Source organism: Acidiferrobacter thiooxydans, from assembly GCF_003333315.1.
Taxonomy (GTDB): Bacteria; Pseudomonadota; Gammaproteobacteria; order Acidiferrobacterales; family Acidiferrobacteraceae; genus Acidiferrobacter; species Acidiferrobacter thiooxydans.
The window spans coordinates 210,909-237,532 of the sequence record NZ_PSYR01000001.1; the positions used below are offsets into that span (position 1 = coordinate 210,909).

Sequence of the window (26,624 nt, forward strand, 5' to 3'; positions counted from 1 at the left end):
ATGGCGTTTCACCGCCACCTCCCGACAATGACACCCATCGATTCATAAAAAAGGAGAAGACCGTGTCGAGCACAGGATTGTCGAGCTTTTTGGCGGCCCAGCATCGCGAACTGGACCAGCTCATGGAGGATGCGGACAACGCCTGTGGGACGCCGCAAGGCGCTGCCGCATTCGCGCGATTTCGCGAGGCCATGGAGCATCATCTGGAGATCGAGGAACGGGTGCTGTTTCCGGAGTTCGCGCAACGCACGGGACCCGGGGGGCCGCTTTCGGTGATGCGTCAGGAGCACGATGCGATTCGCGGCCTGCTGGCCTCGGGGCAGGACGGTCACGGGGCCGCATGCCGCGCACTCTTCGACACCCTGACCGTGCTCGTCTCGCAGCATCACTTGAAGGAGGAGAACGTCCTCTATCCGATGAGCGACAAGCTGCTTGCGGACTGTGCCGAGGGCCTGCTTGCGGCCATGAAAGAGGCGACGGTCGTCCATGAATGAACGCTTTATTGACGCCAGTGACCTCGAGCCCCCGGAGCCGCTGCAGGTGGCGTTGCAGGCCGCCACCGCGTTGCGTCCGGGAGAGCGGGTGCGGGTGCGCCTGCCCCGGCAGCCGTATCCGCTGTTCGGACTGCTCGCCGAACGGGGTTTTCTCTACGAATCGGTGGCCGTGGCGCGTGGCGAGGACTGTGTCTATGACGTTGTCATAACACGCACGGCGCCGAGCCCGTCATGAACACCCAGGGACTGGCCTTCGACGAGGCCCCGCCGTTGATGCTCGTTCTGCGATCCTTTCTTCTGGCGCCCTGGTTTCTGGCGGCGTCCGGGGTCATGCTGATGGTCGCCGGCCCCACCGTGTGGGTCGATCGTTACACCCCGGGCCTTCTCGCCGCCACCCATCTCGTGACCATAGGTTTTTTGATGCTGACTGCCACTACCGCCGTGTTTCAGCTGGTGCCTGTGGTCGCCGGTGTCGGGCTCCCCTACGCAACGGTGCTCCTACCCGTCGTTCGTTGGGGTTTGGCCCTGGGCGCGGCGCTACTGGCGGCGGCCTTTCTGGATAATCGGCCGTTGCTCTTTGCCCTGGCGGCGATCCCGCTTACGCTCGCGGCTACGGTCTTTACGGTCTCGGCGGTTTCGGCCTTGTGGCGATTACCAAAACAGAAGACCATGACGCCCATGATCTATGCCGTCCTCATGCTGGGTGTGGCGCTGGTTTTTGGCCTGATCATGGCCGGCGAACGTGCCGCGGGCGCGCCGGTGTCCGCCGCGTTGCTCGATACCCATCCCTTGTGGGCGCTCGCCGGCGGCGTCTTCGTGCTATGGGCGGCGGTCGCCGCCCAGGTCTTGCCGATGTTTCAAGGCGTGCGTCCGTGGCCCACGCGCGTATCGCTCATGCTCGGGCCGCTCATTCTTGGCCTGTTGCTGGCGATACGGGCCGCCGATGTCTGGGCGGGTGGCGTGTGGGGCGCGGTGCTGCGCATCGCCCTGGCGGTCGTGATCGCCACCGCCGCCGCACATGCGGCCCATCGTCTTCGGACACGCACCCGCAGGCGCGCCGATGCCATGACCTTTTTCTGGTATATGGGGCTTGCCGGTCTGACCGGCGCGGCTGTGGTCGGCGGGCTCATGGCCGCGCATATCGTGACGGGACTGAAGGCACCGCTTGTGTTTGGATTTCTGGCCATTGCCGGCGCCGCAGTCTCGCTGATCGACGGCATGCTCTACAAGATCGTGCCCTTCCTCATCTGGCTGCACCTCCAGCGCCAACCGGGCGCCCCCCATGTCCTGATGTCGTCTGCGATCGGCGAGCGCGCCACCAAACGTCACGCCATCGCGCACGCCGTCGCCCTCGGCCTGGGCCTTGCGGCGATCGCCTGGCCGCACGCATTCGCCGAGGCCGCGGGGGCGGCGTGGATGGCCGATGGCCTCATGCTCGGCGCCAATCTCGTCATGGCCCTCGTCTTCTACCAGCGGCTATCACGCGCCGGCACCGGCATCGTGCCCCATGCGACTCTTTGACGCGCCGCACATCGCGTATTTTCTGGGAGGGCTCACGCAGGTCCTTCTGGCGCTGATCCTTTGGGCATTGTGGTTGCTCGGGGCCTTCGCGGGCCTTTATGTCCTGCCGGCCCTGCCGGTCTCGCCGGTCGCCTTGCATGGCTTCCTGATGATCTACGGGGTCTTCCCGTTTTTTGTGTTGGGCTTTCTTGCCACCACCTTCCCGCGGTGGATGCAGACTACGCCGCCGACCCGCCGCGCCTACCGCGATGCCTTCGCGCTACGGGTTGCGGGCCTCATCCTGGTGTATGCGGGCCTTGTCCTCGGAGACCGCGCCGTGGTCCTGGGGGCCGTGATCATGGCGGTGGGCGATGCGCGCCTCGTTGCGGCGCTCGTCGGTGTCTATCGCCGCGCCCGCGAGACGGCGCGCCGCGGGGTCCTGCTCTTTACCTGGACGCTCACAGCCGAGGTCGCGGGGCTCTTGCTCTATGCCGCCGCGCTCTGGCGCGGGTCGCCTCTGTCACCGTTGATCGCCATCCGCGTCGGCCTCTTTGGTTTTCTCATACCGACCCTGTTTGGGGTCAGTTATCGCATGATCCCGTTTTTCACGGCCTCGGTCCTCACCGGCTACCGCCGTCCCCTCGCCAACCCGCAGGTCCCCATGGCATTCCTGGCCGCGACCGCGAGTCATGCCTTGCTCGCAAGCCTTGGTTGGCATGCCGTGCTCGCCGCGCTTGATCTCGCCATCGCCGCAGCCGCCTGGTATCACCTGGTCCTCTGGTTTCGGCGGGATGTCATGCGTCATGGCCTCCTGCTGCTTTTGTATGCCGGCTACGCATGGCTGGGGATAGGCTTTGCGCTCTATGCCGCAAGCAACGCCAGGCTGGCCATGGGCCTCCAGGCCCTGGGACGTGGTCCGCTCCACGCCCTCGGGATCGGCTTTGCCTTGAGTCTCATCGTCGCCATGGCCACGCGCGTCACGCGCGGCCACTCCGGTCGCCCGTTGGCCAGCGACACCTTGAGCTGGGTGGCGCTTTTTGGCATTGAGATCGCGGCGGTCCTGCGCATCGCCGCCAGCATCCCGGCGCTCGATCGACTGGCCCCTTACGATTTGAGCGTGTTTGCGGCACCAGTCGCGATCGCCGCCCTGTTGCCTTGGGCGACCCGCTATGCGGTGATGCTCGCCACGACCCACCGCGAGGCATCCTCGTGACGAGTCTCCCGATCCTGCCCATGTTGCTCGCCGTACATGTCCTGTCGGTGATGCTGTGGATCGGTGGTCTGGCCTTCGTCACCACGGTGGTGCTCCCGGCGCTGGCCCGGTTGCCAGCCGCCCAACGGATCCCGGCATTCCTCGAGATCGAACGGCGATTCGGTTCGCAGGCGCGGGTCCTGGTGCTGGTGGTGGGGGCCTCGGGTGCCGGCCTGCTGGCGCGCTTGTCTCTTGCGAGCCTCCTCGGCACCGCCCAGGGCCTATGGCTCGACGGCATGATCGCGTTCTGGGCACTGTTCATGCTGCTGCTATTCGTGCTCGAACCGGCGGTCCTGCATCGTCGCCTGCGCGAGCGCGGTGCGCGCGATGGCGAGGCCACGCGGGTCCTGCTGCTACGCGCTCACGCGGTCTTGTTGGCGCTCGCGCTCATCGTCGTGACCGCCGCGGTGTTAGGCGTCCAGGGCGTCGGATGATGCGGGTCCGATACGTGCAATCCTGATGCGAAAGCCCATACGGACTTGCCAGGCCGGGGTGTCCCTATATCAGGCTAGCCATCGGGCAGCACCACGCCCGGCATGATCGCGCGGAGTTCGGTGGCGAGTTCGGGCTTGAGCCACGGGCGATAGGTCGCCGCGAGCCGTGCGTCGGGGCAGCCCGTGGGCCGGAAGTTCTTCAGCGTCACCGAGCGCGCACCCATGGCGACAAGCTCCCTTAGCATGGTTAAGAGGTCGTCATCGGACAACAGTTCCGGATGGACGGTGGTGCGTAGTTCGTGGGGCTTGGCGCTGCGCAATACGGCCTCGACCGACGCGCGCGCCGCCGCGCCGCTGCCTTCACGCGCAGTGATGGCGTCATACCGGGAGAACGGCCCCTTGACGTCGAGCCCGACCCAGTCGAGGTCCCCAAGGAGCGTCTGCAGCCGCCGCGGCGACACCCCGGCGGTATGCAGCGCGGTCGCGAACCCCAGGGTACGGACCTCCACCAGCGCCGCGTGGACCGCCGTGGCCTGGGCCAATGGTTCGCCACCACTCACAACGACCGCATCCAAAAGACCCACGCGGGTCTCGAGAAATCCGCGCACGGCCGCCCACGACAAGCCCGCTTCGCCTGCCCAGAGATGGCTATTGTGGCAATATGGGCAGCGCCACGGGCAGCCGGTCACAAACAAGACAGCGGCCTGACGCCCCGGATAATCCACACTGCTCCAGGGCACGAGGCCGCCCAGGCGCAGGTTCACGCCGAAAGCCTGGTCTCCACGAAGAACTGGCGCTCGTAGTGCTCGCCCTTCTTGCCCTCGTTGAATGAGGCCACCGGCCGGTGATAGCCCATCACCCGCGTCCAGACCTCGCAGACCTGCCGTTCCTCCGGGCGCAGCCCGTAGCCCGATCCTTCCTTACCGTCTAATGCTCCGTCCATAGCTCCCTCCTGGTCTATTCGCCCTGTGCCAGGGCCCGCCGCCGCGCCCACGCCTCTTCGTCGCAGGTCGGGCAAAACACGTGCTCGCCCGCGAGATAGCCATGGCGCGGACATATCGAAAATGTCGGTGTGATGGTGATGTAGGGCAGGCGAAAGCGCGTCAACGCGCGTCGCACGAGGTCGCGCGCCACCGATGCGCTCGATAGCCGCTCGTTCATGTAGAGATGCAGGACCGTGCCCCCCGTGTAGCGTCTCTGGAGGTCTTCCTGGCGCTCCAAGGCCTCGAAGGGATCCTCGGTGAAGCCGACCGGCAGCTGCGATGAGTTCGTGTAGTACGGGCGATCGGCGGTCCCGGCCTGCAGGATACCGGGAAAGCGCTTGCGGTCGGCGCGCGCAAACCGGTAGGTCGCGCCCTCGGCCGGCGAGGCCTCGAGGTTGTAGAGATGGCCGGTCTGTTCCTGGAAACCGGCGAGCCGCGCACGCACATGATCGAGCAGGCGGCAGGCCTGCGCGTGGCCGGCGGGATCGGTGATATCGATGGCGCCGGCCGTGAAGTTGCGCACCATCTCGTTGATCCCGTTGACCCCTATCGTCGAGAAGTGGTTACGCAGCGTGCCCAGATAGCGTTTCGTGTACGGGAACAGGCCCTGATCCATGTAGGTCTGTATGGTCTTGCGCTTGATCTCGAGGCTTGTGCGCCCGAGCTCGAGCAGCCGGTCGAGGTGACCGATGAGCCCCGCCTCGTCGCCACGATGCAGGTAGCCGAGGCGCGCGCAGTTGATGGTAACGACCCCGAGTGAGCCGGTCTGTTCCGCCGATCCGAACAGGCCATTGCCGCGTTTCAGGAGCTCTGTCAGGTCGAGCTGCAGACGGCAGCACATGGAGCGGACCATATGGGGCTTCAGGTCCGAATTCATGAAGTTCTGGAAATAAGGCAGGCCGTATTTCGCGGTCAGCGAGAACAGGCGTTCGACGTTCTCGCCCTCCCAATCGAAGTCCGGGGTGATATTGTAGGTCGGGATCGGGAACGTGAACACTCGTCCCTTGGCGTCGCCGGTCTCCATGACCTCGAGGTAGGCCTTGTTGATCATGGCCATTTCCGGTGCCAGATCGCCGTAGGTGAAGGGCATCTCCTCGCCGCCTACCACCGGCACCTGCTGGCGAAGATCCTCGGGGCACGTCCAGTCGAAGGTGAGGTTGGTAAACGGCGTCTGCGTCCCCCAGCGCGAGGGGATGTTCAGGTTGTAGATGAGCTCCTGGATACACTGCAGGACCTCCTCGTAGCGCATGCGGTCCTTGCGTATGAACGGGGCGAGGTAGGTGTCGAACGAACTGAAGGCCTGCGCGCCGGCCCATTCGTTTTGCAAAGTACCGAGAAAGTTCACGATCTGGCCGACGGCGCTCGAGAGATGCTTCGGGGGGCTCGCCTCGACCTTGTTCGCGACCCCGTTCAGGCCTTCTGCAAGCAGCGTGCGCAGCGACCAGCCCGCGCAGTAACCCGACAGCATGTCCAGGTCATGGATGTGCAGGGCGCCATCGCGATGCGCCTCACCCACTTCTTTGGGGTAGACATGATTCAGCCAGAAGTTCGCGACCATCTTGCCCGACACGCTCAATATGAGCCCGCCGAGCGAGTAGCCCTGATTGGCATTGGCCTGCACGCGCCAGTCACGGCGATCCAGGTATTCGGTGATCGCCTCCTCGACCTCGACGCGGACCTTGCCTTGTTCGCGGGTCAATCGCCGCTTCTCGCGATAGACGATATAGGCGCGCGCGGTGCGCCGGTAGCCGTGGAGGAGCAGGGTGTCTTCCACGAGGTCCTGGATGGTCTCCACGTCCGGGCTCCCGGCGGGGCAACGATCGCGGACCTCCTCGGTCATGCGCGTCGCCTCATCGGGCCCGTACTCGCCGGTCGCGCGCCCCGCGCGCAGCAGCGCGTAGTAGATCTTGCGATCATCGAAGGATGCGACACGGCCATCGCGCTTACGTACGCTATCGGGGGGATTCGTGACCATGGACACCCTACTCCTTGTGTTTCGGATGACTACAAGTACAACTTATTGCGGTCGTGCCCCTTGATATGGGTCAATTCCCCAGGCCATGCCGCTGCGTAGACTTCAGGCCCGGAATGGCGGATTTGCGGGTGGGGTGGGGCGTGTCTATGACGACGGCGGTGGCAAGGAGGGACGACGCCGGGTGCTCATCGTCGGCCGTGGTCGCCTATCGCCTGCGTGACGCGGTCTATCTGAACCTCACCAATCGCTGCACCCTGCGCTGCCGGTTTTGTCCCAAGTTTCATGGCCTGTGGACGGTCGGGGAGGCGCGGTTGCGCCTGCGCACGGCCGATGAGCCCTCGGTCGCGACCGTGATACAGGCGGCGCGTGCCCAGGGGCCGTGTGCCGAATACGTCTTTTGTGGCCTGGGGGAGCCTACGACGCGCTGGCCTGTGCTGCTTGCGGTGGCCGCCGCCCTGCGTGCCGAGGGTCGGCCGATACGACTCAACACCGACGGTCTGGCAAGCCTCGTCCACGGTCGCGACGTGGCCCCGGAGCTCGCCGGCCTCGTCGATCACGTCTCGATCTCGCTCAATGCCGCCGATGAGCGTACCTATGTGCGCCTGTGCCGGCCCAGCCGCGCCGGCAGTTATGCCGCCCTGTTGGCGTTCGCCGCACGCTGCCGGGTATTCGTGCCGCGCGTCACCCTGACGGCGATCGCGGGCCTGGAGGGTGTGGATGTGGATGCGTGTGCGCGTATCGCGCGCGAGTGGAATGTCGCGTTTCGCGCGCGGCCCCTGGAGTCGACCGATGGCGGTTCTTTCCGAGTTCGTTGAGACCTTCGGGCAGCAGCTCCTCCGGGAATTCGGCGAGCGCGTCCATAAGGTGACCGTGGACGCGGGCTTCACCTGTCCCAATCGCGATGGGTCGCGCGGGCGCGGCGGCTGCACGTTTTGCAACAACAAGTCGTTTCATCCGGCCACTGCCGCGCGCGGGATCGCCGATCAGGTGCGCGAAGGCATGCGCTGCGTCCGCCGGCGCACCCGCGCGCGCAAGGTCATCGCCTATTTTCAGACCTACACGAACACCTACGCCCCCTTGTCGCGCCTGAGCGCGGCCTACGAACAGGCCCTGGCGGTACCGGGGGTCGTGGGCCTGAGCGTGGGCACGCGCCCCGACTGCCTGTCGGAGGCCGTGGTCGCCTTGATCGCCTCTTATCGCGACCGCGGGCTTTCGGTGTGGGTGGAGCTTGGGCTGCAATCGAGCTTTGACGAGACGCTCGCGCGCGTCAATCGGGGCCATGGCTATGGCGAGTATCGCGAGGCCATCGCCCTCTTGCAGCGCTATCGGATCCCGGTATGCACGCACCTCATCGTGGGCCTGCCGCAAGAGGGTCGCGACCACGCCCTGCACACGCTCGCGCGGGTGCTGTCCTTGGGTGTGGCCGGTTTAAAGATCCATCCGCTGCATGTCGTGCGCGGCAGCCGCCTCGCCCACGACTTCCGCGCGGGCCGGCTTGTGCCGCTCGACCTGCCCACTTATGTCGGTATCGTCGCCGATCTCGTCGAGCGCACACCCCGTCATGTCGCCTTCCATCGTCTCACCGGGACCGCCAAGGCCGCCCTGCTCCTGGCCCCGGACTGGTGCATCGGGAAGTGGCGGGTGTTGAATGCCATTACCGCCGAACTGGCGCGGCGCGGGACCCGTCAGGGGGTGTTCGCCTGCGAGGGGGTCTCATCATGGTAGCAGTACCGGAACTCGTGTGCCCGGCCGGGACCCTGGCGGCCCTGGAGGCGGCGGTCGATCATGGCGCCGATGCCGTCTATGTGGGGTTGCGCAATGAGACCAATGCGCGCAACTTTCCGGGTCTCAACCTGACACAAAGCGAGCTCGCCTCCGGCGTCCGCTATGCCCATAATCGTAAGCGCAAGGTCTATCTGGCGCTGAATACCTATGCCCAGCCGGGGCGGGTCGGTCTATGGCGGCAGACCGCCGACCAGGCGATTGCCGCCGGTGTCGATGCCGTCATCGCCGCCGATCTCGCGGTCTTGCGTCATTGTGCCCAGCACCACCCCGCAGTGCCGCGTCACCTGTCGGTCCAGGGTTCGGCCACCAATGCCGAATCCCTGCGGTTTTATGCCGAGGGTTTCGGGGCCACGCGCGCCATCCTGCCACGCGTCCTGGCCTTGAATCAGGTCGTCAAGCTCGCGGCCGGCGCGCCTCTGGACCTGGAGGTGTTTGCGTTCGGTGGCCTGTGCGTCATGGTCGAGGGGCGCTGCGCGCTGTCTTCTTATGCCACCGGTGTCTCACCCAACACCTGCGGGGCGTGCTCACCGGCCTCTGCAGTCCGTTGGGAGGAACAGGGTGGACGCCGGCGCGTGCGCTTGAACGGCATCCTGATCGATGCCTTCGAAAAGACCGAGAAGGCCGGTTATCCCACGATCTGCAAGGGGCGGTTCAAAGTCGACAACCGCGTGACCTACGCCCTCGAAGAGCCGACCAGTCTGAACGTGTTGCCGATCCTCGCCGATCTGGCACGCATCCCGGTGCGCGCCATCAAGATCGAGGGCCGGCAGCGCTCACCATCCTACGTGGCGCGCGTCACCGCCATCATGCGCGCCGCCCTCGATGCCTGTGCCCGCGACCCGGCGGGTTTCACCGTCCGGCCGGAATGGGCCGCGGGGCTCGCGGCCCTGTCTGAAGGCCACCAGCAGACCCTGGGCGCGTTTCATAGGCCGTGGCGATGAGGCTCGCACTCGCGCCCATACCGTTTTTCTGGCCGGCCGATGCGGTCGCGGATTTCTACGCCATGATCGCATCCACCTCGGTCGACATCGTCTATCTGGGCGAGACCGTATGCTACAAGCGCCGCGGCCCGACGCTCGCCGAATGGCTGGCCATTGCCGATCGCCTGGCCGATCATGGCAAGGAGGTGGTGCTTTCGAGTCTGGTGTTGGTCGATGGCGAGGCGGAGCTCAAGGCCACCCGGAGGTTGTGTGCGAACGGCCGCTATCTCGTCGAGGCCAACGACATGAGCGCGGTCTCCTTGTGCCGCGGTTCGCGGTTTGTCGCAGGCGCAACCCTGAACGTCTATAACGAAGACGCCCTGGCCATCCTCGCCGAGGCCGGGGCGGAGCGCTTTGTGGCCTCCGTGGAATTGAGTGGGGCGGCGCTTGCCACCTTGCGTGCCGGCGGTCCCGCCGGCCTCGACTGTGAGGTGCTGGCCTTCGGTCGTCCGGCGCTTGCCTATTCGGCGCGGTGCTTCAGTGCCCGCAATGCCGATCGCGGCAAGGATCACTGCGAATGGATCTGTGAGCAGGAGCCCGAGGGAGTCCTGGTGCGGACCCAGGAAGACGACGCGTTTCTCACATTAAATGGCCTCCAGATCCATGCCGCGCATCCGATCAACGTCCTGGGCGAGATCGATGCCATGCGCGAGGCGGGCGTCGATATCCTGCGCATCATGCCGGAGATCCGCGACACGGCGCTTGTCATAGATGCTTTTCGCGGTGTCCTGGATGGGCGTTACCCGCTCGGCGAGGCCCAGGCGCGCCTTTCGCCCTTGACCGGGGGCCTGAATGCCAACGGCTACTGGCGCGGCCTCGCAGGTCGTAGTCACGCCCCATGAAGTTGTTCTGGCACGACGTCCGTCACCTTGCGCCCCCGCAATTCCCGGACTACGAGCGCGCGCAGCTTACGCGGGCGGCGCGTGGCGAGGCCGTGCTGGGCTTTGTGAGGCTGGCGCGTTGCGCGCTCGTGGGGGCCTTCGAGGACCCGCGTCGCGCGCTGCGTCTTTCATATATCGGCGATCGCTTCCCGGTGGTGCGGCGACTGACCGGCGGCGTCAGCCTGTCCCTTGATCGTGACACCCTGATCGCGGTGCTCGCCCTGCCCGCCGGCCCGTACGCGACCATGGCGCCGGTTACCCTCATGTCCGCGCTGGCAGCGCCGTTCCTAGCCGCCATCCGCGGGTACGGCATCGACGCAGTGTTCACGGCCCCCAACGATATCATCGTAGCCGGGCGCGAGCTGGCCTGCGTCTTTGCCCGGCGAGATGCCGACGTGGTGTTGTTCGAGGTGGTCATGCCGCTTGCGCTGGATGTCGAGGAGCTCTTGAAGACCTTGCGGCTGCCCCTGGAAAAGCTCTCCGAACAGGGCCTGCTGGCGGCGCGCCAGCGTTTCGCGCCGCTGCGTACGCTGGTCCCCGATCTCCGGTCGGGGCCGCTCTCCGCGCGTATCGCCGTCGAGACGGCCCAGGTCCTCGGTCGTACACGGCAGTGCGAGCCGCCCCCGCCCCTGGTCGAGACCCCGTGCGCGGCGCCGGACGACAGACCCCCCGCGGACGTTCAGGCGTTCCTGAAGACCCCGGGCGGCGTGCTCTATCTGGACGCGTGGCTCGATCCCGGGGCGATCATACGCGAGGCCCGTTTCAGCGGCAGCGTGGTGTGTCTCGACGGCCATCTCCTGGCGCGTCTGCAGGCGTCGCTCGCCGCCACCGACATCACGCGGGCCGAGTCTACGCTCGCTACAGCGCTGGGCGAGACACCCCCAGACATCGTCGGTGTGGAGGCTGCGGATATCGTCTATCTGGGCCATTTGTGCGCCGCGCGATTTCATATCGGCCGACACCTGGGCCTGGCGGCGGCGACGCAGATCAGTACCTTCAGCCCCGATCGCACGGCCACGATCGAGGCCGTATTGGGCTCCATAGATGCCGTGTTGCTGCCCTACTGCGCCAAGCCTGCCTGGTGCAAGTGGCGGCATCGCGACGGTTGTCCGGAGTGCGGGCAATGCGCGGTGGGCGAGGCCTATGGCCTGGCGCGCGAACGCAATCTGACGGTCATTACCATCACCCGCTACGAGCACCTGCGTGCCGTCCTGTCCGACCTGAGAGACCGTGGCGCGCGCGCCTTTTTGGGGGTGTGTTGCACGGATTTTTTCCTAAAGCGCGACTACGCCTTCATCGAGGCCGGCGTCCCCGCGGTCTTTCTGGATATCGGCGGAGACACCTGCTACACGCTGCGCCAGGAGGAGGCCGCCTATGCCGGGCGCTTCGAGGCCGAGGCGTTCGTGGATGCCCGGCTTCTGGGGCGCCTCCTGGACTGGCGTGATCGGCTGGCGGTCACTCCTGTGGCAACGGCCGCGACCCGGGCGCAGGATAAGCCCCCCGAGCCTTCGCGGGGTCGTTGATGATTCCCCATGCGGCCGCCGGGTCGTGCCTCCCGGACCTTGCGTGTCCCGGGCCCGTCACGGTGCAGGATCGGTGGCCCGCCAACCGCTGGACGCGCCGTCGGCATGTTCTACACTGAGAGGGCAAGGGCGCACAGGATTCCCGGGCCTGCGCTGACTGTGGGGAACGCGAGGGCATTCCGGAGACCGGGCGGAATGGTGCGGTGGCGTGAGGTGGGCGGGCAGGGTCACAATAATCCACATGACGGTTTGCGCAACAGGGGGATATCCATGACGTGTCGATTGAGCGGACGACGTGCGGTCTATGCCGCGCTGTCCGGGTTTATGCTGGTGGCCGGCGCCCAGGCCCGTATCCACGGGGAGAGTGCGCTCGCGGCCTACAACAACAACGCAAGCCTCGCGTTCCTCCAAAGCCATGTGGAGTACGGCGAGCGACTCTCCCCCCCTAATGGTGCCTATTTCGACACAGACTCGGGGTTCATCAAGGGCGGGCGCTTCGCGATGTCAGGCATGCGCACCGCCGGTGTGCGCAATGTCTATTTCCATGTCTCCTACAGCCAGACCGATGGCAGCCTGACCTACGTCGGTGCAATCCAGTATAGCAATGGTACCACCAGTCCGCTCACCGAGTCCCAGAACGCCCAGATGACGGATATCGGCCTGCGCCTGGGCCAGGGCTTCATGGTCGCCAATGACATGATGCTCATCCCCTATATCGGCTACGGGTTCCATCACTGGGCGCGCGGCGAGCCCGCGAGTCCCACGGCCCCCTACAATTATTACGAGAGTTACCGCAACCAGTACGCCGCCTTCGGTGTTTTGTGGCAGGTGCGACTCTTCCGGCGGCTGGTGACGAGTTTGAACCTCGCCTACGGCCGCACCATCCATCCGACCATATCGGCGCCGGCGCCGGTTTACGGGTTCTCCGAGGGCCTGGGCCCGAAGCCCTGGCGGCGCGCAGGCTTCGATGTCGATTATCTTATCGGACGTCACGAGGCGGTGTTCGTGAGCGCCACGTTCACCGAGTTCCAGTATGGGGCGGGCCCTCTCGTGCTGGTCGCTCCCCATTTGGCAAAAAGCGAGCCGTTCAGTCAGACCGAGGTCACGAACTACGCCATTGGGGCGCGCTTCCTGTTTTGATATAAGCCGGGCGCCGGGAGGGCTCGCCCCGGCGCCCGGTGGGATCCTCAGGTTCAGTGTCACCCCGCCGCGCGGCCCATGCGGGCGCGGGATCGCGTCTCGGCGGGTCGTATGTCAGGGGCCCTTCTGCCGGGCCAGTGTCTGCAGGAGGGTGGCGAGTTGCGCCCTTTTCGCGGCGCCCCCCAGAAAATGCATCCGGCCGTTTTCCCGGTAGATCATAAAGGGGATATACGAGACGAGGTGCACGGCCAGCCGTGTGTTGCCGATGATGGTCTGGCGAAGCGCGGGCGAGACGCGCGCGAGCGGGCGGATTCCACCGCTCCAGAGGCGGGTGTTGAAATGCCCCTCGTCATAGGCCAGGGCCTTGACTGGATCGCTGGCGGTGACGATGGCCGCCGCCTTCCCCATGGTTGAGGCGCGTACCAGCGCCACCGGCACCCAGCGGATGACTACCGGGCTGTTCGTGAAGGCCTGCATGTTGACCCACAGCGCATGGCAGAACGGCTCGTCGGGGTCGAACACGATTTGTAGGGCGACCGGCCTTCCGGGCGCCCCTTGACGGACGGCGGCACTCGCCCGCAATTGTGCCCAGGCGCGGCGCAGATCGGCCTGCCCCTGCGGCGTGCTCGGTGGGTGCCGGAAGAGCTCCGGTAACGGGCGCGGTTTAGGGGCGGGTGTCGCGACCGGGTGCGCGGCGGGTCTTGCGGGCACCGCCGCTGCCTGTGGCGTGGGTGTCGCGGACGCGGTCGGCAGCGGGGCCGGGGCGGTCCGGAGGAGTCGCGCGAGGCGGGCCTTTTGGCGGGCGATCAGGGTGTTTTCGTGCGCCAGCGCCACCTGTCCTGCCGCCAGTGCCGCGTTTGCGCCACGCGTCGCCGCCGCGAGCCCGGCGATCTGGGCATTCAGCTTCGAGAGTGTCGGCGACGAGAGGGTCTCGGGCCCGATGGTTTTCGGACACTGCCGGCCCAGCCAGTGTCCTCGCGCGATGGCGCGGGTCACGGACGTGCTGCCGTCGATCCGCTGCGTCCGCTTCCAGATCCCCCGATAGATGAGGTCCTGGCCGTGCCCACTAAAGCGGTCCCGTCCGTGGTCCACGGTCAGGGCCGCCCCTATCTGGAGCCGGTCGCCCCAGATTACGGTGGTCATACCCGCGCGCCGGTGAACTTGAACCGACACGGGGCCGCGCGGGCCCTGGACCCCGCGGAGGTCCCCGATGGTGGCGGCCACGGGCCCGATGCGTCGCAGGCAGTAATCGCCATGCCCCGTAAAGGCCATCGCCCCGCTGAAGGTCGTGGTGATGGCCCACAGGCCCGGCCGGAAACCGTCCGTTGCCCGCACCGTTGCCGGCGCCAGCAGCACGCATAGCGTGGCCACACCATAGGGCAGTATGCCCTTACGTCCCTCAGCCATACGTACCGTCTCCCGGCGTGGGTCGCTCCCGTACATTATTGGTACCGGGGCCCCGCCCTCCCTATCGTAGATCCGCCGCCCGCGTGCCCAATGGCGCGTCGCGCTCGCCCTACCCGTCTCCCCAGGCGAACACGTTCACCCGCGCCGGGGGCACGTTGCGCCATATGGTGCGCGAGTGCAGGCAGGTGATTTCCTGCGCCCAGTCGATGGCGCGGCAGCGCAGGCTGTATGTGAACTGTATGAAAGTGGCGCCCTTGGGGAGCACCGCGTCCAGGGCCGAGCCGATCTGATCGACGGTGCTCTTTGGCAGGGATTTTAAGGGCAGGCTCGATACCACGACCGATACGCGCTGCGCCCGCCAACCAAGCAGGTTCGCAAGGTCCGCCGCATCACCCTCCAGGACGACAACATCGGGGAAGCGCTCTTTGAGATGGGCAGCCAAAAGCGCCGATTTTTCGACAACTATGAGACGTTCAGGGGCCACTCCATGATCCAGCAGCGAGGCGGTCACGACCCCGGTCCCCGCACCCAGTTCGACGATATAGCCTTTGGATGCGGCCACGGCCTGCGAGGCCATGTAGTCAGCCAGGCGCCTCGAGCTCGGACAGGCGGCGCCCACCGCCTGCGGTCCGGAACAGATGGCGCGGGCAAAAAGCCGAAGATCGGCCGGAAATACCGATCCTGCGACACGCCCCAGCGTCTTTTTCCACCACGACAGCCCTTGCATCGAGCTCTCCGGCCTCCCGGAATCGATCGTCGTCCGGTGCATGTACTCATCCCCCCGTTCGGTCGTCCCAGGACTGACGGGGTACGACCATTGGCTTATTGCTCAAGCATATAGCATGAGCCTGCAATTGCAACGACCGTGTGACAGCCGGCGCGTACGAGGGGTTGAATCTCTTAGGGAAACAGGGAGCGCAGACGCTTTTTGTGGCGATAGATCGCGCTCTCGAGGGCGTGGCGCAGTTGCAGGGCGACGCCGGTATCGCCCTCTACGCATAGCCGGCGATCAAAGAACAGCGCGTCGGCATCCTCGGTCTGCAGGAGGAGCGCCAGAAAGGAGCGCATTTCCCCGCGTATGCACGTCGTCCACGGGATCGGCGGGGCCGGCCACAGGCGCCCGCTCCGGATCACGAAGCCGACCGCAAGATGCGGATTTGTGATCTCCAGGCGCACGCGCTTGCCCGACAGCGCCTCCAGGGAATGGTCCGACAGCAGTAAGGCGTTCGCCACGAGCGCGCCTGCCAAGGCAATCGCCGGCGGTGGCAGCACCTTGGCCCCGATATCCAGGGCGCGGGGCGCGGTTTGCGAGACCAGATCGGACAGAAGCGTCATGCCGCCATTGTTCGCCGTTCGCGGATCCCATGGATTGACGCGCGTCAAATGCTTTGCGCTGGATCAAAGGGCCGGCACGGACCTCGTTCTACGATGCCGCCAGAATGTTTACCGACATGCGCCAATTCCTCGCGCACCTTGAGCGCCAGAAGCTCCTCGCGCGCGTGGCCGCGCCGGTTAGTGCCCATCTGGAGATTACCGAGATCTGCCGGCGCGCGATCGTGGCCCAGGGGCCGGCATTGCTGTTTGAGCATGTCGATGGCGGGACGGTGCCGGTGGTCGGTAACCTGTTCGGGACCCGGGAACGCGTCTTGCAGGCCATGGACCTCGACGATAGCGCCGCCTTGCGTGCGCTTGGGGAGCTGCTCGGGCGAATCAAGGAGCCGCGCTGGCCGCGTGGCACCGGCGAGGCCATTCGTCATCTCCCCATCATCGGTCGCTTGTGGGCGGCGCGCTCGCGCATCGTGGAAGACGGCGCGCCGGTCCACGAGTGCGTCCAGGAGGGCGCGGCCGTCGATCTCGAGGCCCTGCCGATCTCGCACTGCTGGCCCGGGGATGCGGGGCGGCTGCTCACCTTCGGCCTGGTCATCACCCAGCCGACACGCGAGGAGCGGCACAATGTCGCGGTCTACCGTCAGCAACTGATCGGTCGCAACCGCCTCATCATGCGTTGGCTCGCGCATCGAGGCGGGGCCGGCGACTACGCGCGCTTTCGCGAGGCGCACCCAGACGAGCCGTTTCCCGTGGCCGTGGCCATAGGCGCGGATCCGGCCCTGACCATAGCCGCGGTCGCGCCCATCCCGGACACCCTGTCCGAGTATCAGTTTGCCGGTCTTTTGCGGGGGGCGCGCACCGAACTGACGCGCGCCGGCAACGGCTTGCTGGTGCCGGCGCGCGCCGAGATCGTCCTGGAGGGGGTGATCGCCCCAGGCGATACCGCCCTGGAGGGGCCGTTCGGCGATCATACTGGTTATTACAACGCCCAGGATCATTTCCCGGTCATGACCGTGACGCGCGTGACGCACCGTCATGCCCCCCTCTATCAAACGACCTATATGGGGCGCTCACCGCACGATGAGCCCTCGGTGCTGGCCGGCGCCTTGAATGAGGTCTTCGTACCGCTCTTGCAGCAACAATTCCCGGAGATCACCGACTTTTATCTGCCCCCCGAGGCCTGTTCCTACCGGGTCGCGGTGGTGAGCATTCGCAAACGCTATCCCGGCCACGCACGTCGCATCATGTTCGGTGTATGGTCCTACCTCAGGCAGTTCACCTACACCAAATTCGTGATCGTGACCGATGACGATATCAATATTCGCGACTGGTCGGAGGTGATATGGGCCCTGGTGACCCGTGCCGATCCCGCGCGCGATGCGGTCATCCTCACGAATACGCCTATCGATTACCTGGATTTCGCGAGCCCCGAGGCCGGTCTGGGCGGTAAAATGGGCCTGGACGCCACATTGAAGCGGCCACCCGAGGTCACGCGTCCTGCGGGTCGACCGATCCAGCCCGACGCCCGGGCGCAGGCGGCGGTGGCCGACATCTGCGCGGCCCTGGGGATCTGATCGGCTCGGGTTGATATTGATCAAGGCGTACCGAGGGACGCGGGCGTTACCGTCATGTTTTAGGGTTAGCTTATGAATGACGCTTTCGATGCCTCACTCGTCGCCCGTTATGGGGAATCGGCGCCGCGTTATACCTCGTACCCCCCGGCGACGCAATTCCATAGCCAGTTCGGTCCCCATGACCTGGGCCGTACGCTCGCGGCCCGACCGGCGGATCGCCCGTGGTCGCTCTATGTGCACGTCCCGTTCTGCGAGTCCGTATGCTATTACTGCGCCTGTAACAAGACGATAACGAAGCACCACGACCGCGCCGGACCTTATGTGGCGCGCGTCGCCCGGGAGCTCGCGTTGTTGTCGCCCTGGCTCGGTGCGCGCCCACCCCTGGATCAGCTCCACTGGGGCGGCGGGACGCCCACCTTTCTGAGCCACGACGAGATGCATGCCCTCATGTGTGCGATAGCCGAGCGCTTCGCGCTGCGTGCCGATGATGGCGGCGAGTATTCGATCGAGATCGATCCGCGCCATGCCTCGGATGCCACGCTCGCGCTGCTACGCTCCCTCGGATTCAACCGTCTGAGTCTGGGGGTCCAGGATTTCGACCCCGCCGTGCAGCGCGCCATCAACCGCGAGCAGTCCTTCGCGCTGGTGCGCCATGTCGCACAGACCGCGCGCGCCCTGGGGTTTCGCTCCTTGAGCGTCGACCTCATCTATGGCCTGCCGCGCCAGACCCGCGACAGCTTCGCGCTCACACTCGACCGTCTCCTCGAGATCGCTCCGGACCGCGTGTCGCTCTTCAACTACGCGCATCTCCCGGAACGCTTCAAACCGCAGCGCCGCATCGCGGCCGCCGAGCTCCCTGACGGCCTGACCAAGATCGCCATCCTGAGCGGCACTGCCGAGGCATTGGCCGGCGCCGGCTACGTCTATATCGGGCTCGACCACTTCGCCAAGGCCGACGACGAGCTTGCGCAGGCCCAGCGCGACCGCACCCTGGCGCGCAATTTCCAGGGATATTCGACGCGCGGGCACCTCGATGTCCTGGGGGTGGGGGCCTCGGCCGTCAGCCGCATAGGCGCGATCTACAGCCAGAATGCCTGGGACTTGAAGGAATACGAGGTTCTCATCGATCAAGGGACGCTGCCCGTGCGCCGCGGATTCGAATTGAGTGCCGATGACGAGCTACGTCGCGAGGTGATCAACGATCTCTTGTGTCACATGGAGTGCGACGTGGCGGCTGTCGAGGCCCGTCACGGACTGCGCTTCGCCACCTATTTCGCCTCCGAACTGGCGCACCTCGAGCCCTTCATCCATGACGGCCTGGTAGAGATAGATGACCGCAAGATTGCCGTGACCGCGCGCGGCCAGATGCTGGTGCGCGCGGTGTGCGCGGTCTTCGACCGCTACCTGCTCATCGCCGATCGCCGGCGGTTTTCCCGCGTCGTCTAAGAGAGATATCCATGCCGCGCCCCATGCCCCTTCCGCTCCTGATCCTGGCGGTGTTCACAACCGGCGTGTCCGCCCGGGTGCTCACCGGCCGGCAGGTCTTCGATCAGACATGCCACACCTGTCATGCCCGCGGTATCGCCGGTGCGCCCCAGTTCGGCAATCGCGGTGCCTGGCGCAAGCACCTTGCGAAGGGCATGAAGGTCCTGTACGAGCACGCCATTCACGGCTATTACGGCTACAGCTTCATGCCCCCCAAGGGCGGCGACGAATCCCTGACCGATAGTGAGGTGCGCGCCGCGGTCCGCTACATGGTGGCGGCGGTCCGGCCCCACGGATTGGCCCTTGATCCGCATCAATGAATGGCTAGGTCATCGGACTAAGCTCGTATCATGACGTCCGTAATCGCATCGTGCCTACCGAAACTGAATCTTAGAGGCCGTTCCCTGTTGCCCATCTTCCAGGGGGGCATGGGGGTGGCCATCTCCGCCCATAAGCTCGCCTCCGCGGTGGCGCGCGAGGGCGCGGTCGGCACGATCGCAAGCGTTGATCTGCGGCATCTGCATCCGGATATCATGAGCCGCCTACGCCGCTGCCGGGATACGCACACGATGCTCGATGGCAATCTCGAGGCCCTGGATCGCGAGGTCAAGGCGGCGCGCGCCATTGCCGGGCCCGCGGCCTTCATTGCGGTCAATGTCATGCGCGCACTCAACCACTATGCCGATTTCGTCCGCCAGGCCTGTGTCAGCGGGGCCAACGCTATCGTGATGGGGGCCGGATTGCCGCTCGATCTCCCGGAGCTGACTCAGGGGCACGACGTGGCCCTGATCCCCATCCTCTCCGAGGAGCGTGGCATTGAGGTCCTGTTGCGTAAGTGGATGCGCAAGGGCCGACTCCCCGATGCGGTCATCATAGAGCACCCCGGCCACGCCGGCGGTCACCTTGGCGCCCCGCGATTGGCCGATGTCGACTCCCCGCGCTTCGACTTCCGTCATGTCCTGAAGGAGGCCTTGGCGCTGTTCAAGAAGCTCGGTGTGGCCGCTGAACGGATCCCGCTCATTCCGGCGGGGGGCATCGGCTCGTTCCGCGCCATTCGCGATCTGCTCGATCATGGCGCCTCGGGAGTGCAACTGGGTACGGCGTTTGCGGTGACCGAGGAGTGCGATGCGCACCCGAACTTCAAGCGCGTGTTGGCCGAGGCCCGTGGCGAGGACATCGTCACCTTCATGAGCGCCGCCGGCCTGCCGGCGCGCGCGGTGCTTACCCCCTGGCTCAAGCGCTATCTGGCGCGTGAAACCGTCCTAAAGGCCCGCGCCACGGATCGCTGTGGAGGGTGTGCGAGCCGACTGGAGTGCCTGAGTCATTGTGGCTTCAAGGACGGCAACCCCGAGGCCGGGCAGTTCTGTATTGAGACCCAGCTGGCGGCGGCCGCCAAGGGCAACGTCGAGCAGGGGCTATTTTTTCGGGGGGCGCGCCCTTGCCTTTTGGCCGCGAGATCCGTCCGGTCCGCGACCTCCTCGAGTATCTCCTGACGGGCGTGGCGCCGTCCCATGCGCCACGCCCGGCCGTCTCCCTTATCGCCTGAGGCGTCCTATGTCGTGCTGCTACGTCCTTGATCTGCGTCTGACGCCACAAGGCGTGCCGGTATCCACGTACGCCTACTCGGTCCTGCGCGAGATGGGGCCCGGGGAATCTCTGCGCATCTGGAGCCCCGAGGATCCGACCCTGCTCATGGCCCAGCTCCAGAATCACATGCGCCATACGCTCGTCTGGCACGCCGTCACCGATGGCCAGGGTTACCTGGTGACCCTGCACACCCGCGGGCCCGACGAGGCGCTCACGCTCACCGACACCCTGCGACGCGATCATGACGACATGGATGCCCGTCTCGTCCGTGCGCTGTCCCTGGTCAATGGCGGGCACTGGCGCGAGGCGGTCTCGGAGGTCACGGCCTTCGATCACGCCCTGCGTGCCCACATCCTCATCGAAAACGATCTCCTCGCGCCCCTTGCCGTCCGCGACGCCGGGGAACCGACGGCGCTCATGCGCCGCGAGCACGACGACATCCTGATCCAGCTGGATGCCATCCAGGAGGTGTGTGCGTCCCCCGAGGAGTCTTGCGCCGACCTGGACACGTGGCTTGGCCTCCTTGCCGCGAGCCTCAATAAGCACGAGTTCCGGGAAGAGACGCTCTTGTTCGGTGCCTGGGAACGGGCCGCGAGTATCGGGCGCGGGACGCTCCTAAACGAGGTTCGCCAGCGCCTGTCGTCCCGCGCTCCCTGAGCGCCCTCCGAGCTCTATGGGCCTATGCGGCGCGCACGGGCGTGAGCCCGATATAGAACAACACCGCGCAGTATTGCGCAATGCTCCCGCCTAGAACGAATAGATGCCAGATCTCGTGGGCCAATGGCCATTTCTCGTCGAACAGAAAAAATATCGCCCCCACTGTGTACAGAAGTCCGCCCGCGGCAAGCCACGCAAAGCCGGCCGGGGGCAGGTGGCGCATGAGGGGTTGCAGGGCGATGACGATCAGCCACCCCATGACGCCATAGAAAATCATCGACAGTCGCCGGGATCTCTGGGGGATGAATTCCTGGACGATGCCGAGGACTGCAAGACCCCACAGGACCCCGAACAAGGACCAGCCCCACGGCCCACGCAAAGGCCCCAGGACGAACGGGGTATAGGTCCCGGCGATCAAAAGATAGATGGCGACATGGTCAAGGCGCTTGAACACCGCCCGCGCCCGGCCCGTAAGACCGTGGTAGAGACCCGACATGGCGTACAGGAATATGAGGGTAAGACCATAGATGCTGAAGCTTACGATCCGCCAGGGATCCGCGCGCAGGGCCGCGAATACGATCAACACGACGGTGCCTGCGACGGCGAGCACACCGCCTGTGATATGACTGAGACTATTGAATCGTTCGGAGCGCAGCATGCCTGTCCCCCTGCAGGCAGTATACCATCAGGCCGCGCGGCCCCGTAGGCCGCCCTGTCGCCTGGTGTCCCCGATCGTTATGCGCGCGGTTCGCGCACGCTGTTATTCAAGCTCTCGACGAGTCCCTGGGTGAGATGGTGCAGGAGGGGCTTGGCGGCCTCGAGGAGCAGGCCGCCGATCTCCGCGCCATCGGCAAGCTTTACACCGGCCCAATACTCGGGCTCGCGTGGCGGCCGCTGCTCGGCCTCGTCGCGACGCCCCTGCAGGTAGGCGCCTTCGAGCTCGCGGGCGAGGGCCTTCGTGCGCTTCGGCCGGGACCGTTGCAGGCGGCGGCCCAGCAAGACCCCGGCGCTCAGGCTCAGACCCACGGCCAAAAGAGGGTGCTCAAGCGACCATCGAATCGGGAAAGTTACCTGACGCTCGATCTGTTCCACGGCACTGCCGACACGCTCGCTCAAGGCGTCCAGGGTGTCGGCAAGGTCACGCCGGTGCCGCTCGGCCTTAAGACGCGCCTCCTCAGAGGAGTATACCTCTACCACTTCGTCGTCCATGGGGCCCCCAGGCTTAGATTTTTCTCCATTCGTCCTTGATGAAGGTCTTGTCGGCACTGAACTCCGATCGCGTCTTCTTCATTTGCGCGTCCTGTCCTATGCGTTTGGCATACCTTACAGCCATGGCACCGCCGATGCCGGTCAGCAATACGCCGATGATAAGCGCGCTCGCCCATACGCTTGTCATGGGGGAGGCGGCGTTCGTTATGATATCGGCGAGCCCGATGATGACGAATGCCAGCAGGCTCAAGAGGCCGAGCAAGGCCACGGCACTGTAGGCCGCGGCTTTCAGGGCGTCGGTAATGAGCGCACGCGTGCTCTCCTCGATCTCGAGCTTGATGACATTGGCCTCGCTCCGGATGATCTCGCTCGCTTCATCGGCGGCACGGCGCAAAAGACCCTTCAGCGACATCTGGTCAACGGGCGGCCCGGGGTGCAGGGGCTGTGGATTCCAGTGCGTGGCCATAGTCGTCCCTACCGGCTCAAGAGCTTACCCAGAATGACGCCGACACCGAATCCTATGGCGATGCTGGCGCCCGGATGCTCCCGTATGCGCTGTTCGAGGTCCCCGCGCATGGCATTGATGTCATGTTCGGATAGATAGGCGCTCAGTCTCCGCAGCCATGCCAGGGCCTCTTCGACGCTGGGGTTGGCGTGTGCAGCGGTGGTTTCGGAACTGCCGTCGGCAGCGAATGGTTCGGCAACGCCCATGGCGCACTCCGCTCGATGTTTAGGCAAGCTTAACCTACGCCGGGGGGCGAAGAATCGGACCTTCAGGGACGGTTTCAGCCGTGGCTTATGAGGTGCGCCAGGGGTGCGGGGAGCCACGCGCGCATCCGCACCCACGCAAGACCGATCATCTCGTGGAAGATCAACGCCGACAGGGCGAGCGCCGGGGCGTTGGGGAGGTAGGCGAGGATCGTCTGGCCACGACGCGAGCGCGTGACAAAGCCTGTGGGGGCGGGGACCACCTTGAAGCCCACCTCACGAAACAGGGCGACCGCGCGCGGCATATGCCAGGCCTGGGTCACGAGAAAGATCGAGCGGATCTTCTGGGATCGCAGGATGGCCCATGAGTAACGGGCGTTTTGCGCCGTGGTCTTCGAGCTTGCCTCCACCCACTTGACGGGGGTCGCGAAGTCCCGGTTCAGGACGCGGCGCATGAGCCGCGCAGCGGCGGTTCCACCGAGCGGGGCGCCGCCCGAGACCAGGATGGGGAGATGGGTCTCGCGAAAGAGTCGCGCGGCGTAGCGCAGGCGCACCAGGGTATCGGCACCTACGGTATCGCGTCCCCCGTATTCCGGGGCATCGTGATAGCGGCCGGCGGCGAGCACGACGATGGCCCGCGGACCGATCGGTAGCGGGCGGCGCAAGGCCGGGTAGCTCTCCCAATCGCGTGCAAGCGGGTGGCTCACCGCCGGCAGGCTCACGATCCATAACCCGGCCCACGCCAACACCACGAGAGCGGCACCCAGGCTTGGCCTGCGCGCCGCCAGCAGTATGAGGCCCGCGGTCATCGGCAGCAGGAAAAGTCCGGGCGGGGTGAGGCAGGCGTTTACCAGGCCATGCCAGATGATCACGTCCCCACGGCCTCCCCCGCGGCCTGACGGTCGGCATGGTAGGACGATCGCACGAGCGGGCCGCTCGCGACGTTATGAAAGCCGAGCCCGCGCGCGATCTCGCCGATCTCGGCGAATTCCTGCGGCGTCACGTACCGGTCCACGGCCAGATGCGCAAGGCTCGGGCGGAGATATTGTCCGAGCGTAAGCCATTCGCAGCCGTGCGCGCGCAGATCCTTTAGTGTCTGCTCGATCTCCGCGCGGCTCTCGCCCAGGCCTACCATGAGACCGGACTTGGTGGGGATCCCCGGATGGCGCTGCTTGAAGGCCTGCAGGAGCGCAAGCGAGCCCTCGTAATCGGCGCCGGGGCGCACCGCCTTATAGAGCCGCGGCACGGTCTCCATGTTATGGTTGAAGATGTCCGGGGGCGCCACCGCCAGCGCCTCCAGCGCCGCCTCGACCCGCCCCCGGAAATCCGGTACCAGGGTCTCGATCCGGACCGTGGGGGCGCTTGCGCGTATCGCCGCGACGCAGGCCGCGAAATGGGCCCCGCCCCCATCCCGCAGGTCGTCGCGGTCGACCGAGGTAATCACCACGAAGCGTAGCCCCATGGCCGCTATGGCCTGCGCGAGGTGCGCGGGCTCGTCTTGGTCGAGCGCGTCTGGACGGCCGTGCGCGACGTCGCAGAACGGGCATCGCCGCGTACACAGCCGCCCCATGATCATGAATGTCGCGGTACCATGTCCGAAGCATTCGCCGATGTTCGGGCATGAGGCCTCTTCGCAAACGCTATGAAGGGCGTGCTCGCGCAGGACCGTCTTGAGACGCCCCACCTCCGGAGACAGGGGCGAGCGCACGCGTAACCATGCGGGCTTGGGTGCCGGGGGAGGCCCGGGTTCGTGCGCGGTGCGCACCTTGATCTTCTGGAGCCCCTTAAGGGCCCGTGGGCGGCCGGGTTCTAAGTCCGATGTCTGTGTCATGCAAGGGGTCTTCCGGGTGACGCCGTAAGCGTGTTATGAGTTGTGGGATCAGGATGGCGGCGACTTGGTCCATGTCCGTTGCGGCCCCGCAATCGGTGACCTGCGTCATGCGGAGGCCTTGGTAGCCGCAGGGCGCGATGGCCGCGAACGGCCGCAGGTCCATGGCCACATTCAAGGCCAGCCCATGATAGCTACGCCCGCCTCGGATACGCAATCCCAGCGAGGCGATCTTGGCGTCACCGACATAGACGCCGGGGGCGCCAGGACGCGTGCCGACATCGTCTATCTGAAAAAACGCCAGGGTGTCTTGGACGGCCGACTCCAGGGCCGATACCAGGTGCCGAACCCCGATCTTGCGGCGCGCAAGGTCGATCAACGTGTAGACGACAAGCTGCCCCGGGCCGTGGTAGGTCAGGTCCCCACCGCGATCGGTGTCCACCGTCGGGATCGAACCCGCGGGCGCGGCCTCCTTGGCGTTGCGCCCGCGCGTGTAGACCGGGGCGTGTTCCAGGACCCAGATCTCGTCTGGGGTGTCGTCTGTGCGTACCTCGCTGAATGTGCGCATCGCCTGCCAGCTCTCGTGGAAATCCACGAGGCCCTGCCAGCGATGAACCTCGAGGTCTTTGCTCATAGCGCCATGAGGACCTCTGGTGAGGCACTCAAGGCCTCGTAGATGGCATCGAGCTGCATTCTGGCGGAGGCGCGGATAGTCAGGGTGATGGCGAGATAATTCCCGCCCCGGCTCTCGCGGGTGGTGCAAGACAACAGGTCCTGGGGTCCGATGTGGCGCGAGACGATCTCGTGGACCAAGGCCTCGAAGCGCGCCGAGCGTCTGCCCACTGCCTTGATATCGATCGTGCACGGAAAGGTCAGGATCTCGGGTGCCTTGTCATCGTGTCCGTTCGTCGCCATCTACATCCTCCGACCCATGCGCACCTCCTCCTTGAATGTCTGGAAGGCCGCATGCAGACGATGAAACACGGGGCCGGGCCTGCCATCGCCGACCGGCTTGCCATCGATGCGCGTCACCGCCGTCACTTCACGGCTGGAACCCGTGATGAAGACTTCGCGGGCGTCCGAAAGTTCGGCTCGGGATGGTGCGCGCTCCTCGACTACGATGCCAAGTCCGGCGGCCAGCTCCAATACCACGTCACGGGTGATGCCGCCCAGGATGAGGTGGTTGCGCGGTGCGGTGAGCAATTGCTCACCGCATACCGCGAACACGTTGCTGACCGCGCCCTCGTTGACCCGATCGTCGCGTACTAGCAGGGCCTCATCGGCACCGCGACTCAAGGCCTCCTGGACCAGCAGCACATTGGCGATGAGTGAGGTGGTCTTGATGTCGCAACGGGCCCATCGGATATCATCACAGAGTATGGCCGTGCAGGCGGCGTTGCCCGCCGGCTCCGATACCCGTGGCCGCGCATAGGCGAACAAGGTGAGGGGGGCATTCGCCGGGAAGGCATGCTGGCGGGGCGCCGCCCCGCGCGTTACCTGCAGATATAAGGTCCCGTCGCCGGTTGGCAAGGTCTCGGCCAGGCGCGCACATACCGAGGGCCAATGGACCGGACCCAGGCGTTCGTCCATACCGACCGCGGTCATGCTGGCCTTGAGGCGCGCAAGGTGCGCCGCTTCCCGGAATGGACGATGCCCATAGACCGGTATCACCTCATAGACGCTGTCCCCAAAAACAAAGCCTCGATCGAAGACCGATACGCGGGCGCTATCCGCGGGTATCCAGTCGCCATTCAGATATACGAGCATGGGATGCCCCCTTGGCTGTCCGCGCAACCCTCTGCGGTCGCTGATTCCGTGACCCCGTGCGGCGATACCAAAACATCCGGCCCAGGGCCTGCCCCATGCCCTTTGGGATCGCCCGGTGCCCTCGGT

General features: G+C 65.8%; 30 protein-coding genes and 1 pseudogene. 16 read left to right on the forward strand and 15 right to left on the reverse strand.

Annotation, left to right across the window (positions count from 1 at the left end; all coding sequences use genetic code 11):
• The first annotated feature begins 62 nt into the window (after positions 1-62).
• From C4900_RS01080 to C4900_RS01100, 5 genes are read left to right on the forward strand one after another with little or no spacing between them, the layout of a single operon-like run.
• Positions 63-494: a hemerythrin domain-containing protein gene (locus C4900_RS01080; RefSeq protein ID WP_147267091.1), complete on the forward strand. Its 432-nt coding sequence runs from the start codon at positions 63-65 to the stop codon at positions 492-494.
• Positions 487-729 (forward strand): DUF2249 domain-containing protein, encoded by a 243-nt coding sequence (locus C4900_RS01085; protein WP_065969171.1) that lies wholly within the window; start codon positions 487-489, stop codon positions 727-729. Before C4900_RS01080 ends, C4900_RS01085 begins: the two co-directional genes overlap by 8 nt.
• Positions 726-2,015 (forward strand): hypothetical protein, encoded by a 1,290-nt coding sequence (locus tag C4900_RS01090; RefSeq protein ID WP_065969170.1) that lies wholly within the window; start codon positions 726-728, stop codon positions 2,013-2,015. Before C4900_RS01085 ends, C4900_RS01090 begins: the two co-directional genes overlap by 4 nt.
• Positions 2,002-3,207, forward strand: coding sequence for an NnrS family protein (locus tag C4900_RS01095; RefSeq protein WP_170132366.1), 1,206 nt, complete (start codon positions 2,002-2,004; stop codon positions 3,205-3,207). Before C4900_RS01090 ends, C4900_RS01095 begins: the two co-directional genes overlap by 14 nt.
• The gene (locus C4900_RS01100) at positions 3,204-3,680 is read left to right on the forward strand and encodes a CopD family protein (protein ID WP_083995659.1); all 477 of its coding nucleotides are present in this window, start codon (positions 3,204-3,206) and stop codon (positions 3,678-3,680) included. Before C4900_RS01095 ends, C4900_RS01100 begins: the two co-directional genes overlap by 4 nt.
• Positions 3,681-3,754: 74 nt before the next feature.
• On the opposite strand, the gene C4900_RS01105 is transcribed toward C4900_RS01100, so the two are convergent.
• Genes C4900_RS01105 through C4900_RS01115 form a run of 3 tightly spaced genes read right to left on the reverse strand, consistent with a single transcriptional unit; the run spans position 3,755 to position 6,638 of the window.
• The gene (locus C4900_RS01105; protein ID WP_065969168.1) at positions 3,755-4,444 is read right to left on the reverse strand and encodes an anaerobic ribonucleoside-triphosphate reductase activating protein; all 690 of its coding nucleotides are present in this window, start codon (positions 4,442-4,444) and stop codon (positions 3,755-3,757) included.
• Positions 4,441-4,623, reverse strand: a complete 183-nt coding sequence (gene nrdD, locus C4900_RS16820; RefSeq protein ID WP_114282797.1) for an anaerobic ribonucleoside-triphosphate reductase — start codon at positions 4,621-4,623, stop codon at positions 4,441-4,443. Before nrdD ends, C4900_RS01105 begins: the two co-directional genes overlap by 4 nt.
• Before the next feature lie 14 nt (positions 4,624-4,637).
• Positions 4,638-6,638, reverse strand: coding sequence for a ribonucleoside triphosphate reductase (locus tag C4900_RS01115; RefSeq protein WP_065969166.1), 2,001 nt, complete (start codon positions 6,636-6,638; stop codon positions 4,638-4,640).
• Positions 6,639-6,784: 146 nt separating this feature from the next.
• Here C4900_RS01115 and C4900_RS01120 point away from each other — a divergent pair, with 146 nt between their 5' ends.
• The 6 genes from C4900_RS01120 (at position 6,785) to C4900_RS01145 (ending at position 12,947) form a co-directional block, all read left to right on the forward strand.
• The gene (locus tag C4900_RS01120) at positions 6,785-7,453 is read left to right on the forward strand and encodes a TatD family nuclease-associated radical SAM protein (protein ID WP_114282798.1); all 669 of its coding nucleotides are present in this window, start codon (positions 6,785-6,787) and stop codon (positions 7,451-7,453) included.
• Complete coding sequence (locus C4900_RS01125) at positions 7,428-8,363, forward strand: TIGR01212 family radical SAM protein (protein WP_114282149.1); 936 nt, start codon at positions 7,428-7,430, stop codon at positions 8,361-8,363. The genes C4900_RS01120 and C4900_RS01125 overlap by 26 nt, the downstream gene beginning before the upstream one ends.
• Positions 8,357-9,364 carry a ubiquinone anaerobic biosynthesis protein UbiU gene (gene ubiU, locus C4900_RS01130; protein ID WP_114282150.1) on the forward strand — a complete coding sequence of 336 codons (1,008 nt, stop codon included), beginning with the start codon at positions 8,357-8,359 and terminating at the stop codon, positions 9,362-9,364. The genes C4900_RS01125 and ubiU overlap by 7 nt, the downstream gene beginning before the upstream one ends.
• Positions 9,361-10,245, forward strand: a complete 885-nt coding sequence (ubiV, locus tag C4900_RS01135; protein WP_065969163.1) for a ubiquinone anaerobic biosynthesis protein UbiV — start codon at positions 9,361-9,363, stop codon at positions 10,243-10,245. The genes ubiU and ubiV overlap by 4 nt, the downstream gene beginning before the upstream one ends.
• On the forward strand, positions 10,242-11,807 hold the full coding sequence (locus tag C4900_RS01140; protein WP_114282151.1) for a lipoate--protein ligase family protein: 1,566 nt from the start codon (positions 10,242-10,244) through the stop codon (positions 11,805-11,807). The genes ubiV and C4900_RS01140 overlap by 4 nt, the downstream gene beginning before the upstream one ends.
• Before the next feature lie 270 nt (positions 11,808-12,077).
• Positions 12,078-12,947, forward strand: coding sequence for a hypothetical protein (locus C4900_RS01145; RefSeq protein ID WP_147267093.1), 870 nt, complete (start codon positions 12,078-12,080; stop codon positions 12,945-12,947).
• Positions 12,948-13,061: 114 nt separating this feature from the next.
• On the opposite strand, the gene C4900_RS01150 is transcribed toward C4900_RS01145, so the two are convergent.
• The 3 genes from C4900_RS01150 to ubiT form a co-directional block, all read right to left on the reverse strand.
• On the reverse strand, positions 13,062-14,354 hold the full coding sequence (locus tag C4900_RS01150; protein WP_147267094.1) for a hypothetical protein: 1,293 nt from the start codon (positions 14,352-14,354) through the stop codon (positions 13,062-13,064).
• Between the two features lie 109 nt (positions 14,355-14,463).
• Positions 14,464-15,123 (reverse strand): class I SAM-dependent methyltransferase, encoded by a 660-nt coding sequence (locus tag C4900_RS01155; RefSeq protein ID WP_211306704.1) that lies wholly within the window; start codon positions 15,121-15,123, stop codon positions 14,464-14,466.
• A 131-nt stretch (positions 15,124-15,254) separates the two neighbouring features.
• Positions 15,255-15,689: a ubiquinone anaerobic biosynthesis accessory factor UbiT gene (gene ubiT / locus C4900_RS01160; protein WP_147267095.1), complete on the reverse strand. Its 435-nt coding sequence runs from the start codon at positions 15,687-15,689 to the stop codon at positions 15,255-15,257.
• A gap of 104 nt (positions 15,690-15,793) precedes the next feature.
• Here ubiT and C4900_RS01165 point away from each other — a divergent pair, with 104 nt between their 5' ends.
• The 5 genes and pseudogenes from C4900_RS01165 to C4900_RS01185 all read left to right on the forward strand — a co-directional run bounded on the left by C4900_RS01165 (position 15,794) and on the right by C4900_RS01185 (position 20,986).
• On the forward strand, positions 15,794-17,257 hold the full coding sequence (locus C4900_RS01165) for a UbiD family decarboxylase (RefSeq protein ID WP_065969158.1): 1,464 nt from the start codon (positions 15,794-15,796) through the stop codon (positions 17,255-17,257).
• Between the two features lie 72 nt (positions 17,258-17,329).
• Positions 17,330-18,703, forward strand: coding sequence for an oxygen-independent coproporphyrinogen III oxidase (hemN, locus tag C4900_RS01170; RefSeq protein WP_065969157.1), 1,374 nt, complete (start codon positions 17,330-17,332; stop codon positions 18,701-18,703).
• An 11-nt stretch (positions 18,704-18,714) separates the two neighbouring features.
• On the forward strand, positions 18,715-19,062 hold the full coding sequence (locus C4900_RS01175; RefSeq protein ID WP_065969156.1) for a c-type cytochrome: 348 nt from the start codon (positions 18,715-18,717) through the stop codon (positions 19,060-19,062).
• 30 nt (positions 19,063-19,092) lie between these two features.
• A pseudogene (locus C4900_RS01180) lies at positions 19,093-20,288 on the forward strand (NAD(P)H-dependent flavin oxidoreductase).
• An 8-nt stretch (positions 20,289-20,296) separates the two neighbouring features.
• Positions 20,297-20,986, forward strand: a complete 690-nt coding sequence (locus C4900_RS01185; RefSeq protein ID WP_065969154.1) for a hemerythrin domain-containing protein — start codon at positions 20,297-20,299, stop codon at positions 20,984-20,986.
• 22 nt (positions 20,987-21,008) lie between these two features.
• Here the strand turns inward: C4900_RS01185 and trhA are convergent, their stop codons facing one another.
• The 9 genes from trhA to C4900_RS01230 all read right to left on the reverse strand — a co-directional run bounded on the left by trhA (position 21,009) and on the right by C4900_RS01230 (position 26,498).
• On the reverse strand, positions 21,009-21,644 hold the full coding sequence (trhA, locus tag C4900_RS01190; RefSeq protein ID WP_065969153.1) for a PAQR family membrane homeostasis protein TrhA: 636 nt from the start codon (positions 21,642-21,644) through the stop codon (positions 21,009-21,011).
• Positions 21,645-21,721: 77 nt separating this feature from the next.
• Positions 21,722-22,195: a hypothetical protein gene (locus tag C4900_RS01195; protein ID WP_065969152.1), complete on the reverse strand. Its 474-nt coding sequence runs from the start codon at positions 22,193-22,195 to the stop codon at positions 21,722-21,724.
• Between the two features lie 13 nt (positions 22,196-22,208).
• Positions 22,209-22,661 (reverse strand): phage holin family protein, encoded by a 453-nt coding sequence (locus C4900_RS01200; protein ID WP_083995656.1) that lies wholly within the window; start codon positions 22,659-22,661, stop codon positions 22,209-22,211.
• Between the two features lie 8 nt (positions 22,662-22,669).
• The gene (locus C4900_RS01205) at positions 22,670-22,906 is read right to left on the reverse strand and encodes a hypothetical protein (protein WP_065969150.1); all 237 of its coding nucleotides are present in this window, start codon (positions 22,904-22,906) and stop codon (positions 22,670-22,672) included.
• Positions 22,907-22,980: 74 nt separating this feature from the next.
• Complete coding sequence (locus tag C4900_RS01210; protein WP_114282155.1) at positions 22,981-23,775, reverse strand: YdcF family protein; 795 nt, start codon at positions 23,773-23,775, stop codon at positions 22,981-22,983.
• Positions 23,772-24,734, reverse strand: a complete 963-nt coding sequence (lipA, locus tag C4900_RS01215; protein ID WP_065969148.1) for a lipoyl synthase — start codon at positions 24,732-24,734, stop codon at positions 23,772-23,774. The genes C4900_RS01210 and lipA overlap by 4 nt, the downstream gene beginning before the upstream one ends.
• Positions 24,688-25,365 carry a lipoyl(octanoyl) transferase LipB gene (gene lipB / locus C4900_RS01220; protein WP_114282156.1) on the reverse strand — a complete coding sequence of 226 codons (678 nt, stop codon included), beginning with the start codon at positions 25,363-25,365 and terminating at the stop codon, positions 24,688-24,690. The genes lipA and lipB overlap by 47 nt, the downstream gene beginning before the upstream one ends.
• Positions 25,362-25,646, reverse strand: coding sequence for a YbeD family protein (locus tag C4900_RS01225; protein WP_065969146.1), 285 nt, complete (start codon positions 25,644-25,646; stop codon positions 25,362-25,364). Before C4900_RS01225 ends, lipB begins: the two co-directional genes overlap by 4 nt.
• On the reverse strand, positions 25,647-26,498 hold the full coding sequence (locus C4900_RS01230) for an aminotransferase class IV (protein WP_114282157.1): 852 nt from the start codon (positions 26,496-26,498) through the stop codon (positions 25,647-25,649). It lies immediately after the preceding gene.
• Positions 26,499-26,624: the final 126 nt, after the last annotated feature.